We start from the raw sequence: 12,465 nt of genomic DNA, 5'->3' as shown, positions 1-12,465 counted from the left end.
GTTACGGTGAGCGTAATGGTTGAGGGGCCTAGGCCATTACGCCTACGCCCCGGCAACGGCGTTGTTCTTACCCTTCAATTCGCCACTGCAATGCATCCAGCGCATCGCAGCCGTCCTGCAACAACAGATGGGCCGCATTGACGATGTGTTGCAAGTCCTGGTCGTGGACGCCCTTGAGGCCCAGGCAGTTGAGGCTGTGCATCAAGTCACGAGTGGCCTTGACGCGCTGCACAGCGCAGCCATGCAGGTCGGCCGCAGAGGCCTTGGGGTTGAGGTAGAGCACCGGGGTGGAGGTGAGGTTGCTTTGCAGCGGGATGAAGTCCGTCATGGTCATAGCTCCTTAGTTGCATAAAGAGCTGCCACTCTTTGCGGCTAAACAAATGGGAGGCAGCTGTGCGAGGGTTAGCCGACCAGGGATGGAGCTATGAACATTCCCCGGCACACCCAGAGGTGTCCCGCGCACAGCTGCCATAAAGGATGCCGTGCAGCAAAAAGCGCCAGCATGGTAATGGATGGCGCTTAAGCGTTCATAGCCCCACATTTCGACCGGCTAAGATCGGCCGCCGATGCGTCGGCGACAGCCCGGACTATGGCGCCTGATACCCACCCCAGCAACCGGCAAACTGTTGCCACTCCCTACAACTGAAATGCCTGCTAACACCACGCCCTGTAGCCGCTGCCGAGCCATAGCGAGGCTGCGTACGACCGCGCAGCGGGCGCAAAGGCGGACACCCCATTCCTCCCGATAAACCGCATCGCCAGGTTTGGCGAGGACTGCGTCCTCGTACGCAGCCTCGCGGGCTCGGCAGCGGCTACAGGGATCTGCGCCGACCGGTAGGTCGCGCCAGCGCAGGCTTTTGATCTTGATCTACCTGCCCCTTCGGCAGGCCGAGTGGAGGCGTTCATCAGGGGGATGGCGCGTAGCGCCCCTCGACGCAGTCGAGGACATCGCCGGCGGCGATGCCCCCTGAGGGACGCCGGAACGAGGGAACCCGAGCGCAGCGAGGGCCGTACGCGGGGGCAAGACTTTTTGGTTACTTTTGGGGCGTTTGCCAAAAGTGACCCGCCGTAAGGGCGGAACCCTAAGCCGCCGTGACCGCAGAAACGGATATGTACACGATCAAAAAAATGCAGCGCCAACACAGACGTCATCGCGAGCAAGCTCGCTCCTACAGGTCCGGTGCCATCGTAAAAAACGGTCGCGGAACGAAAGGCCCTAGGACACCCCCGCCGCCACCAGCAAAGCCTCCAACCCCAACAAATCCGGAATCTTCGCCACCTGCTCCCCCACCTGTACCGCCGCTTTCTCCAGCGGCGCCAACGGCACATCGACATAACTCAACTGACTGTCGAGCCGACACGAGCGCGGGATGCCCTGGATCACCAAGGCAATGAACTTCAACTCAGGCCGACCGCCCAAGGCATTGAGCACCACGATGCGCGCCCGCTCGCCGATGGCGATCGGCTGGCCACATGCAGCCTCGAAGCTGATCAACGGCAACTGCCGATCGCGCCACGCCACCGGGCGCAGGTACCAGGGCGGCGCATCGCTGGCCGGCTCGCCGCGCTGGTAGTCGATCAACTCGGCCACCGCGACATTGGGCAAGATCAGCGTGCGGTCGGCCAGGGGCAGCAGCAACCCGGTAAGGGAACTGGCGCGGTAGTCATGCATGGGATCTGCTCCACTGGGCGATGCTCTCCAGCAACACCGACTCCTGGTAAGGCTTGCCGAGGTAATCGTTGACGCCGATGGCCATCGCCCGGTCGCGGTGTTTCTGCCCGGTGCGCGAGGTGATCATGATGATCGGCAGCTGGCGCAGGCGCGGATCGGCGCGGACCTGCAGCGCCACCTCGAAGCCGTCCATGCGCGGCATCTCGATATCCAGCAGCATCAGGTCCGGGGTGTGCTCCTGCAGCAACGCCATGGCGTCGACCCCGTCCTTGGCGGTCAGCACATTCATGCCGTGACGCTCCAGCAGGCGGCTGGTGACCTTGCGCACGGTCACCGAATCGTCGACCACCAGCACCAGCCGCGGCCGCAGCGGCGCGACCTCAACCGGCGCTTCGTCGCCAGCCACCACACGCGGCAGCGGCAGCCGGGTTTGCAGGGCGCGGATATGCGCCAGCAGGTCGAGAATCAGCACCACCCGGCCGTCGCCGAGAATGGTCGCGCCGGACAGCCCCTGCACCGCCGCGAACTGCGGCCCCAGGCCCTTGACCACGATCTCCCGGGTGCCGGCCATGGCATCCACCTGCACGGCGATTCGGTGTTCGTTGTAATGCACCAGCAGCACCGGCAGCGGCAGGCTCTGGCCCAGCAGTTTCGGCCGCGGCACGGTGTGCAGCAGCTCGCCGAGGTAGCACAGTTCATAGCGCTGGCCGGCGTATTCATAGTGGGGCGAATCGAGCTGGTAGTAGCTTTCCAGCTCGTGGGGCAACACACGGACGATGCCTTCGATGGTGTTCAGCGGGATCGCGTATTGCTCATCCAGGCATTGCACCATCAGCGCCCGGTTGACCGACACGCTGAACGGCAGGCGAATGCGAAAATGTACGCCCTGCCCCGGAATCGAATCGATGGTCATCGAGCCGCCGAGCTGGCGCACCTCTTCATGGACCACGTCCATGCCCACCCCGCGCCCGGAAATCTGGGTGATCTTCTCCGCGGTGGAAAACCCCGGCTGCATGATGAATTGCAGCACGTCGCGGTCGCTGATCTGCGCATTGGGGTCGAGCAGGCCGCGCTTGATCGCCTTGCGCCGCACCGCGTCCAGCGGCACCCCGGCGCCGTCGTCGCGCATGTCGAAGACGATATCGCCGCCTTCGTGGGACAGGTCCAGGGTGATCCGCCCCTGCTCCGGCTTGCCCGCGGCGCGGCGCGCCTCGACGGACTCCAGGCCATGGTCGACGGCGTTGCGCAGCATATGCTCCAGGGGCGCGACCATGCGTTCCAGGACGTTGCGGTCCATCTCGCCCTCGGCATTGCCGACGCTGAACGCCACGTCCTTGCCCAGTTCTTCGGCCACCTGACGAACGATGCGCTTGAGACGCGGCACCAAGCGCTCGAACGGCACCATGCGCGTACGCATCAGGCCTTCCTGCAGCTCGGTGTTGACCCTTCCTTGCTGCTGCAACAGGTTTTCCGCGTCCTGGTTGCGCCGGTCCAGGGTTTCCTTGAGGTCGAGCAGGTCCGAGGCCGACTCGAACAAGGCCCGCGACAGCTGCTGCAATTGCGAATGGCGGTCCATCTCCAGCGGGTCGAACTCCTCGTACCCCAGGCGCTCGGCCTCGACCTGCTGGCGGCTGAGAATGCGCCCCTGGGTCTCGGTGTCCAGGCGCCGCAACTGGTCGCGGATACGCTCGATGGTGGTTTCCATTTCGCTCAGGGCCACCCGCGCATCGTTGACCTGCTGTTCGATACGCCCACGAAAGATCGAGGTTTCCCCGGCCAGGTTGACCAGATCGTCGAGCAGCTCGGCCGAGACCTTGACCATGTCCCCGGCCACCGCCGCATCGGCCGGCAGCAGCGGCGTCTCGGGCTTGCCCGCGGGCGCCTCGGTCGGCGGCAAGGGCGGCGCCTCGGCCTGGGCCGGGTGGCTGACCCCGCGGATCGCCTCGATCAGGCTGTCGGCCGGTTTGATCGGCTGCTCGGCCCGGGCGGCGTCGAGCATCTGCGCCAACCGGTCGTGGCTCTTCTGCAACAGGCGGAACACCGTCGGGGTCGCCTGCAACAGACCACTGGACAGGCCTTCGTAGAGAAACTCCAGCTCATGGGCCAGGTCGCCGATCGGTGCGATTTCCACCATGCGCGCGCCGCCCTTGAGGGTGTGCAGGTCGCGCAGCAGGTTTTCGATTTCCTGGCGGCTGCTCGGCTCGGCCTGCCAGCGGGTCAGCGCCGCGCCGGAACTGTCGAGGATGTCGAAGCCTTCTTCGAGGAAAATCTCCAGCAGTTCCGGGTCGTGCGCCGCCGAATCGTCGGCCGCCGCAGCTTCGGGCAGCCCTTCGCTGGCGACCCCGCTGCGCTGGCGCACGCCGCGAATCGCCTCGATCAGTGCCTTGGGATCGTCCAGCTCCTGTTGCGCCTGCAACTGCTGCAGCTGCAACGCCAGTTGCGCGTGGCTGCGTCGCAGCAGCTCGGCCAGGGCCTCGCCGTGCTGGTAACGGCGGTCCACCAGGCCTTCGTAGAGGTTTTCCAGTTCCTGGGCCAGGTCGCCCACGGGCCCGACTTCGGCCATCCGCGCGCCGCCCTTGAGGGTGTGCAGGTCGCGTTGCAGGGACGACAGCGGCGCGCCGTTGTCCGGGTCGGCCAGCCAGCGTTCCAGCGCTTGCCCGGCGCTGTCGAGGATATCCACCGCCTCTTCGAGGAAGATCGCCACGATTTCAGCGTCCGGGCCGGGTGTCTCGGGCGGTATCTGTTGCTCCAGCTCGGCGGTGACGCTGGCCAGGTCGCTGATGCTCAGGGTGCGGCTGCCGTCGCTGCGGATCAGCCCCATGGCCGCCGGGTCGAGGCCTTCTTCCAGCAGTTCGCGCAGCGCGCGGATCAGCGTCGGTTGTGGGCTGACTTCCTGCCCCGCGGCCAGTTCGTCGAGCATGTTGAGCAGGGCTTCGTGGGCGCTTTCCGCCTCATGGAAAAACCGCTCGCCGACCGCCAGGCTGCTTTCCTCCACGGCGCCGTACAGGTCCAGCAGCGCTTCGCACAGTTCGTCCATCGGCCGCAGGTCGGCCAGGTGCGCGCCTTCGCCGAGGGTGGTCAATTCGTCCAGCAGGGCGCTGAGTTCCTGACGCTCGCCGGGGTGCTGCCGCCAACGACGCAACAGGCTCTCGGCATCCAGCAGGATGTCCATGCCCTGGGCCAGGAAGTTGCTGATCAGTTGCGCATCGCGCTTGACCCGCAGCCCGGTATTCGGGGTGTTGAGCAGGGCTTCCAGGCGTTCGGCGGTCAGCGCGCGAACCCGCTCGATCAGGTCGTCGGCGCCGTCGATGGGCGCCAGCGGATCGTTGCCCAGCTGGCGCAGGCCGCGGCGCAACAGGCCCTCGGCTTCCAGCAGCAGCTCGACCTCGTCCAGGTCCAGGGGCAGCAAGTGCGCCCGGTACTCCCGGGCCAGCAGGTCCAGCGGCGCCGCCAGTTCGGCGATCGGCAAGACGCCGGCCATGTAGGCGCTGCCCTTGAGGGTGTGCAAGGCGCGTTGCAGTGCGTCGCTGGCCTGCAAGGGCAGGTGTTCGGAGGCCTGTTCGAGAAAGCGCTCGATGCTCTGCAGATGGCTGTCGGCTTCGTTGCGAAAGATCTCCAGCAGCTGCGGATCGAACTCGTCGTCCTGCTCCTCGCCGGCTGCCGGCGCGGCATCGCCCTTGGCCAGGGCATGCGCGCGGGCCGCCAGGCGGTCGACGTCGTCGCGCTGCCTCTGGGCCTGGGCGGCGAACTCGTCGATCAGCTCCGGCAGCAGTTGCAACACCTCTTCGAGCAGTTGCAGCACCCGCGGGCCCGGCGCCACGCTAAGTTCCAGGACCCGGTTGAGCAGGTTCTCCACAGCCCAGGCCAGTTCCCCCAGCACCAGGGCGCGAACCATGCGCCCGCTGCCCTTGAGGGTGTGGAAGGCCCGGCGCAGTTCGCCCAGCGCGGCCGTGCTGTGCGGGTCGGCGGCCCAGAGCGGCAGGTACTCGCGCAGTACGTCGAGCACTTCCTCGGTCTCTTCGAGGAAGACTTCGCGCAACTCGTCGTCCACCGGTTCTTCGTCGCCCGGCGGCGGCAACAGGCTGCCCGGCGTATCCAGCGCCGGCGGGTTGAGCGCCGAGACCGGGCTGGCCAGCACCGCGGCCAGGGACTGCGCCACTTCCGGGCTGTCCAGCTCTTGCAGGTCCTGCATCACCAGGGCTTCGTTGGGGCTGAGCACGTCGCTGAGCAACGGCACCTGTTCGTTCGGCGACAGCTCCTGCGGCGCCCGCTCTTGCGGCGCATAGCCCAGCGCGGCCAGGCCCTGCTCGGCGACGTCGAGGATCTTCTCGCCCGGTGCCTGATGATCGTCGCTCAAGCGCTCCAGGTAGTACTCGATGCTGGTGATCACGTCGGCCAGGTTGTCCAGCTGCTGCCCGCCGGGCCGGCGCGGGGCCGGCAGCAGGCGTTCGCGCACGAAACCGATGCAGGCTTGCAGCAGGCCCGCCGCCCGGGCCAGGGGGATCATCGCCAGGGCGCCGCGCACCTGGGTCAGCAACTCTGGCAGCGCCTGCAAGCGCTCGCGGTCCCAGCCGGCGTCGAGGCTGTCGACGATCAGGTCCTTGGCCTGTTGCAGGCAGATCCGCGCCTCCTTGATCACCAGTTGGTGGATCTGAGTCAGGTCGGTGGTCGGCAGGCGGCTGTCCTCGCGGCTCTCGGGTTCGGCCGGGCCGACCATGCCGGCCAGCGTCGCCTCGACGTACAGCAAGGCTCCGGCCACGTCCATCAGCACCGCGTCGTTCGGTTCGCGCTGGCCCTGGGCCAGGCTCAGCACCACCGCCAGCTGGTCGATGATGACCTTGCGCGGCTGGCCGAACCCCAACACCGCCAGGGTGTCGGCGATCTGCCGCAGCGGCGCCAGCAGGCTGTCCAGGTCCGCCGCATGCTGGCGGTCGCTGCGCACGAACAGGTCCAGGCGCTCCTTGACCCGCACCAGTTCCTCGCACAAGGCCGCCAGCACCGAACGCATGGCGTCGCGGTCCGGGCCGGCCATGCGCGCGCGTTCCTGATCGACCAGCGCCGTGTCGGGCAACGCCTCGTCGAGTCCGTAAAGCTCTTTCATGGTCTGCATCTGCGCGGTGGGGTAGCGGGCTTTGGCAATGTAAAACAGCAGGCTTTTCAGCAATTCCTCGGGAGCCGCCTGGTTGACCCCGACCATGCCCTGTTCATAGAGGCGCTTGAGTTCGCGGTCGGCATCCTTGAGCAGGCTGCGCACCGCCGGGCTGTTGGCGATCGCGCCGCTGCCCATGCCTTCGACCAGGGCCAGGGCGATCTGCCATAACGGCTCCAGCGGCGCGTTCTGGCACACCCCCTGGAGCCGCTCGAAGACCTTGGCCATGTAGCCCAGGCTGGCTTTCACATCCTGTTCGCGCAGCAGGTCGACCAGTGCGGTCTGCAACATGTGCCGCAGTTTGCGCAAGAGGATGGTCAAGTCGGGAGGCGCCAGGCGGTGCAGCGCCGCTTCGTCCAGCGCCGGCACGTCCGGCAGCTGCGGACTGAACAGGCTGGTTTCGCTCAGCAGGCTTTCGCCGCGGGCGCTGCGCAGGTCGTTGAGCAGCGGCAGCACCACCAGCGGCAGGTCGCGGCGCGCGCTTTGCACCCGTTCGAGGTACTGCGGCAACTGGCTGATGGCCTGGCGCAGCAGGTAGATGGCTTCCTCGCGCTGGGCCACGCGGGACTCGCGCAGGGCCAGGGCCAGGGCTTCCATTTCTTCGGCCAGCAGCGCCGCGCCATAGAACTCGACCATCTGCAAACTGCCGTGGACCTGGTGGATGCACGCCAGGCACTGGTCGAGCGCCGCCACCGCCTGGGGCTCGTCGACCAGATGGTCGAGCGCCTGGTGGGCCTGCTTCAGCGTTTCGGCAATTTCGCCCTTGACCCATTCCAGGGCCACGTAGTCGTGCCGATCACCCATAACCACTCCCATCATGCCCCGGCCTCAGCGGTTTTCACGCGGCGTCTGCCCGCGACTCGCCGGCAAGGTGAAACCGGACACCGAGCGCCGCAGCTGACTGGCCATTTTCGCCAGGTTGCCGATGCTCTCGGCCGTCGCAGTCGAGCCGGACGAGGTCTGCGAAGTAATCTGCTGGATCACGTTCATCGTCAAAGAGATCTGCCCAGCCGACGAGGTCTGTTGCTGGGCGGCGTTGGAGATGCTCTGGATCAGCGCCGCCAGGGTCTTGGAGACGCCTTCGATTTCTTCCAGGGCCACTCCGGCATCCTGCGCCAGCCGCGCGCCGCGCACCACTTCCGAGGTGGTCTGCTCCATGGAGATCACCGCCTCGTTGGTATCGGTCTGGATCGCCCGCACCAGGGTCTCGATCTGCCGGGTCGCCGCCGAAGAACGCTCCGCCAGGCGTTGTACTTCGTCGGCGACCACGGCGAACCCGCGTCCGGCATCGCCGGCCATCGACGCCTGGATCGCCGCGTTGAGTGCCAGTATGTTGGTTTGGTCGGCAATGTCGTCGATCAAGCTGACAATATCGCCAATTTCCTGGGAAGACTCGCCCAGGCGCTTGATCCGCTTGGCGGTGTCCTGGATCTGCTCGCGAATGTTGTCCATGCCGTGGATGGTGTTGTGCACCACCTCGTTGCCCTTGTTGGCGATTTCCACCGAACGCTCGGCCACCGCCGAGGACTCGGCGGCGTTGGCCGACACCTGGTCGATGGACTGGGCCATGTCGTTGATCGCGGTGGAGGCTTCGCAAATCTGCTGGGCCTGGTGCTCCGAGGCTTCGGCCAGCTGCATGGCGGTGGCCTGGGTTTCCTGTACCGCGCCGGCGACCTGGCCGGCGGTAAGGTTGATGGTCGCCACCAGGTCGCGCAACTGGTCCACGGAATAGTTGATCGAGTCGGCGATGGTGCCAGTGAAATCCTCGGTCACCGAGGCGGTCACCGTGAGGTCGCCGTCGGCCAGGTCTTCGATCTCGTCCAGCAGACGCATGATCGCGTTCTGGTTGCGCTCGTTCTTCTCGGCGGTTTCGCGCAACTGGCGGTTGGTTTCGCGCACCATCACCAGGCCGATCAGGATGATCGAGGCCAGCGCCGCCAGGCCCAGGACGTAGCCGCCGATGGTGTCCAGCGAGCGCCCGCCGGCCAGGTTCTCGAACCCGATGGCCAGGCGCGAGGCCTCGTCGAGCAGGGTCTGCGACAGGCTGAAGATATTGCTCGCCGATTCGCGGACCTGGAACAGTTCGGGAGAGGTCTCGAGGATTTCGTCCACGGAACCCGAGACGAACTGGAACAGCTCGCTGATTTCGGTCAGGCGCGCCCGCGCATCGCGGTCCTCGACCTGGCTGATCTTCAGGGTCGGGTTGCCCTGGAGCATGCCGCTGAGCACCTGGCCGAAGCGCGCCGCGTCGCGGCCGAAGGCATCGGCGGCCTGCACCGCGTTTTCGTCGCCGGCCAGCACCGTGTTCACCGCGCCGAGAATCCGTTCGGCCAGCAACGACTGGCGTTGCGCCATGGCCACCTGGGCCGCCGGGGCGCCGCGTTGCAGGAGGATTTCCACGACCTTTTCATACTCGACCTGCAACTGCGGCACGGTTTCCGCCAGGGTCGCGGCCACCTGATGCAGGGACAGCACGGTCTGTTCGCTGGCCAGGATCGCGTCGGCGTTATGCGCCAGCTTGTCCCAGTCTTCCTGCACCGCGTGCATTTCCTGGCGCACCGCTACGGGCGCACCGGGCAGCCCGGTGGCCGGGTCGCCCTTTTTCAGGTAGCCCCAGCGCTGGGCGAAATCGTTGCGCGCATCGCCCAGCAGCTTGAACGCCGCGGCCTTGCCCGCCGCAGCTTCCGTGGCGTTCTTGGCAATGCGCTGGGACAGCACCCGCAGCTCGCCGGCATGGCCGATGTACTGCTTGTCGTAAGTGGCCTGGGTGTTGAGGTAAGCGAAGTTGGCGAACAGCAGCATGATGAACACGATCAGGGCGATGAACAGCACGATGATCTGCGAGCGGCTGCGCGTTCCTTCCATTGGCTTGCCTGGTCTGGCTTTGGTCATCGTTCAGGCCCCCGGCCTGGTTGTGCGCCACTGTTTATAGGGGTGGTCTGCGAGAAGGCTATCGCGAGCGAGCCCGCGCCTATCGGTCGATCACACCACTCAAATCGCTACGTCGAGAAAGCCCGGCGACTGCGCCAGGGCAAAAGGGCTGAATACCCGCCAGACCGGCTCGCACGGGAAGTACCCGCGCAAATAGGGCGCAATGCCGCCCTGCTCGCCATCGTCGGCGCCGGTTTCCAGGCGGCTCTGCTGGAAATGCTGCATGCCGGCCACTTCGTCCACCATCAAGCCGGCGAACACCTCTTTATGCTCGACCACCAGCACCCGCCGCTGTTTGCGCAGGGCCGACAGCTCGTGGCCGAAGAAGCCGCACAGGTCCATGATCGGCAGCAGCCGCCCGCGCAGGTTGGCCACGCCCTTGACCCACGGCTTGACCCCAGGCAACAGGGTGTAGCGAGGCTCGTGCAGGACTTCGCTGACTTCGCCCATCGGCGCGACGTACCAGTGCTCGCCGAGGCGAAAGCCGATGCCGCTCCAGCCGTGCTGGCGGGTTTCCTGGGAAGGCAGGTCGGCCGCCAGCAGGCGGCAGCGCTGGTCGATCTCGAGCAGCAGTTCGAAGGCGGTTTGCGACTCGGCCATGGCGCGGGCGGTCAGCCGGCCAGGACGTTGTTCAGGGTCTTGATCAGGGTGTCTTCTTCGACCGGCTTGGTCAGGTAATCCCTGGCGCCCTGGCGGGTGCCCCAGACCTTGTCGGTTTCCTGATCCTTGGTGGTGATGATGATCACCGGAATATGGCTGGTTTCCGCGTCCTTGGTCAGTTGGCGGGTGGCCTGGAAACCGTTGAGCCCGGGCATGACGATGTCCATCAGTACCGCGTCGGGTTTCTCCTGGCGCGCCAGGGCCACGCCGTCGGCGCCGTTTTCGGCCTTCAGGACTTCATGGCCGTGCTTTTCCAGCATGCCGGTCAGTTTGTACATTTCAGTCGGCGAATCATCGACGATCAGAATACGAGCCATGGTCTTCCCCATACGAATAGGCGCGCGGCCCGCAGGCCGAACCTCAATGTGCTTGTTCTACTGCGGCGAACCCCGGCACGTGGGCCTTGATCGCGCTCAGCAGCTCTTCCTTGCTGAAAGGCTTGGTCAAAAACTGGTCAGAGCCGACGATGCGACCCTTGGCCTTGTCGAACAGGCCATCCCTGGAGGACAGCATAATCACCGGCGTGGACTTGAACGCGCTGTTGTTCTTGATCAGCGCGCAGGTCTGATAGCCGTCGAGCCGCGGCATCATGATGTCGACGAAGATGATGCCCGGGTGGTGGTCGGCGATCTTGGCCAGGGCCTCGAAACCGTCGACCGCGGTAATGACTTCACACCCCACATGCTTCAACAGCGTTTCGGCCGTGCGACGAATCGTCTTCGAATCGTCGATCACCATCACCTTCAGGGCACTGGATTGCTGTTCCATATCTCTCTACCGTCGCCACAGCGAACCGATTTTCTGCCCGTACGGGTTGTCAGTGCCTCAAGCCCTTGATGTTCAAGGCCTGGGCCCGGCATGCGAGCCTTTTTAGCATACTCTCCCTACGCAATCTATCGGCCGGCCGGCACGGTGGTTTTTCCTTGACCGGGAACCGCCCGAGCGCCACTCTGACGCCACTTTTCAAGCCATTGCGCCCACTAAATTTTCGAGGAAACCGCCCATGAGCGTTCGCGTCGGGATTGTCATGGACCCTATCGCCAGCATCTCCTATAAGAAGGACAGCTCGCTGGCCATGCTGCTGGCCGCCCAGGAACGCGGCTGGACCCTGTTCTACATGGAACAGCAGGACCTGTATCAGGCCGCAGGCGGCGTGGCCCGGGCGCGGATGCGTCCGCTGAAGGTGTTCGCCAACCCGGACAAATGGTTCGAGCTGGAAGCCGAGACTGACAGCGCCCTGAGCGAGCTGGACGTGATCCTGATGCGCAAGGACCCGCCGTTCGACATGGAGTTCGTCTACTCCACCTACCTGCTGGAGCAGGCCGAGCGTGACGGCGTGCTGGTGGTCAACAAGCCGCAGAGCCTGCGCGACTGCAATGAAAAGCTGTTCGCCACGCTGTTCCCGCAATGCACCCCGCCGACCCTGGTGAGCCGCCGCGCCGACATCCTGCGCGAGTTCGCCGCGCAGCACGGCGACGTGATCCTCAAGCCGCTGGACGGCATGGGCGGCACCTCGATCTTCCGCCACCGCGCGGGCGACCCGAACCTGTCGGTGATCCTCGAGACCCTGACCGCCCTCGGCACCCAGCAGATCATGGCCCAGGCCTACCTGCCGGCGATCAAGGACGGCGACAAGCGCATCCTGATGATCGACGGCGAGCCGGTGCCTTACTGCCTGGCGCGGATTCCAGCCAGCGGCGAAACCCGCGGCAACCTCGCCGCCGGCGGTCGCGGCGAAGCCCGCCCGCTGACCGACAAGGATCGCTGGATCGCCGCCCAGGTCGGGCCGACCCTGCGCGAGAAAGGCCTGCTGTTCGTGGGCCTCGACGTGATCGGCGAGAACCTCACCGAAATCAACGTCACCAGCCCCACCTGCATCCGTGAGATCGACAACGCCTTCGGCACCCATATCGGCGCGATGCTGATGGATGCCATCGAGAAGAAGCTGCAAGCGGCGAGCCGCAAGCCACAAGCTTGACCGGCGTCACATGCAGCTTGTCGCTTGAAGCTTGAGGCTTACGGCTTGAAACCAACATTGCGTTATCATGCGCCG

General features: G+C 65.7%; 8 protein-coding genes. 1 reads left to right on the top strand and 7 read right to left on the bottom strand.

Going from position 1 to position 12,465, the window contains the following annotated elements:
• Nucleotides 1-67: 67 nt before the first annotated feature.
• From BTN82_RS30065 to pilG, 7 genes are all read right to left on the bottom strand, one after another.
• On the bottom strand, nt 68-328 hold the full coding sequence (locus BTN82_RS30065) for a hypothetical protein (RefSeq protein ID WP_075122626.1): 261 nt from the start codon (nt 326-328) through the stop codon (nt 68-70).
• Nucleotides 329-1,216: 888 nt separating this feature from the next.
• Complete coding sequence (locus tag BTN82_RS30060) at nt 1,217-1,672, bottom strand: chemotaxis protein CheW (RefSeq protein ID WP_075122625.1); 456 nt, start codon at nt 1,670-1,672, stop codon at nt 1,217-1,219.
• Nucleotides 1,665-7,625 carry an Hpt domain-containing protein gene (locus BTN82_RS30055; RefSeq protein ID WP_075122624.1) on the bottom strand — a complete coding sequence of 1,987 codons (5,961 nt, stop codon included), beginning with the start codon at nt 7,623-7,625 and terminating at the stop codon, nt 1,665-1,667. Before BTN82_RS30055 ends, BTN82_RS30060 begins: the two co-directional genes overlap by 8 nt.
• A 24-nt stretch (nt 7,626-7,649) precedes the next feature.
• A complete protein-coding gene (locus tag BTN82_RS30050) occupies nt 7,650-9,713 on the bottom strand; it encodes a methyl-accepting chemotaxis protein (protein WP_075122623.1) in 2,064 nt (687 codons plus the stop codon).
• A gap of 99 nt (nt 9,714-9,812) precedes the next feature.
• The gene (locus BTN82_RS30045) at nt 9,813-10,352 is read right to left on the bottom strand and encodes a chemotaxis protein CheW (protein WP_075122622.1); all 540 of its coding nucleotides are present in this window, start codon (nt 10,350-10,352) and stop codon (nt 9,813-9,815) included.
• An 11-nt stretch (nt 10,353-10,363) separates the two neighbouring features.
• The gene (gene pilH / locus BTN82_RS30040) at nt 10,364-10,729 is read right to left on the bottom strand and encodes a twitching motility response regulator PilH (protein ID WP_075122719.1); all 366 of its coding nucleotides are present in this window, start codon (nt 10,727-10,729) and stop codon (nt 10,364-10,366) included.
• A 43-nt stretch (nt 10,730-10,772) separates the two neighbouring features.
• A complete protein-coding gene (pilG, locus tag BTN82_RS30035) occupies nt 10,773-11,180 on the bottom strand; it encodes a twitching motility response regulator PilG (protein WP_075122621.1) in 408 nt (135 codons plus the stop codon).
• 235 nt (nt 11,181-11,415) lie between these two features.
• On the opposite strand from pilG, the gene gshB reads away from it, so the two are divergent.
• Entirely contained in the window at nt 11,416-12,390 is a 975-nt protein-coding gene (gshB, locus tag BTN82_RS30030; RefSeq protein WP_075122620.1) for a glutathione synthase, read from the top strand.
• Nucleotides 12,391-12,465: the final 75 nt, after the last annotated feature.

It is taken from the genome of Pseudomonas chlororaphis (assembly GCF_001921865.1).
GTDB classification, from domain to species: Bacteria; Pseudomonadota; Gammaproteobacteria; order Pseudomonadales; family Pseudomonadaceae; genus Aquipseudomonas; species Aquipseudomonas chlororaphis_D.
The sequence above is the reverse complement of the archived record's forward strand: the minus strand, read 5'-3'. Positions and strand labels throughout refer to the sequence as shown.

Bases quoted from the DNA above. Each gene is read 5' to 3' on its own strand.
- BTN82_RS30065 (WP_075122626.1), bottom strand. From the start codon at position 328: ATGACGGACTTCATCCCGCTGCAAAGCAACCTCACCTCCACCCCGGTG.
- BTN82_RS30060 (WP_075122625.1), bottom strand. From the start codon at position 1,672: ATGCATGACTACCGCGCCAGTTCCCTTACCGGGTTGCTGCTGCCCCTG.
- BTN82_RS30055 (WP_075122624.1), bottom strand. From the start codon at position 7,625: ATGGGTGATCGGCACGACTACGTGGCCCTGGAATGGGTCAAGGGCGAA.
- BTN82_RS30050 (WP_075122623.1), bottom strand. From the start codon at position 9,713: ATGACCAAAGCCAGACCAGGCAAGCCAATGGAAGGAACGCGCAGCCGC.
- BTN82_RS30045 (WP_075122622.1), bottom strand. From the start codon at position 10,352: ATGGCCGAGTCGCAAACCGCCTTCGAACTGCTGCTCGAGATCGACCAG.
- pilH (WP_075122719.1), bottom strand. From the start codon at position 10,729: ATGGCTCGTATTCTGATCGTCGATGATTCGCCGACTGAAATGTACAAA.
- pilG (WP_075122621.1), bottom strand. From the start codon at position 11,180: ATGGAACAGCAATCCAGTGCCCTGAAGGTGATGGTGATCGACGATTCG.
- gshB (WP_075122620.1), top strand. From the start codon at position 11,416: ATGAGCGTTCGCGTCGGGATTGTCATGGACCCTATCGCCAGCATCTCC.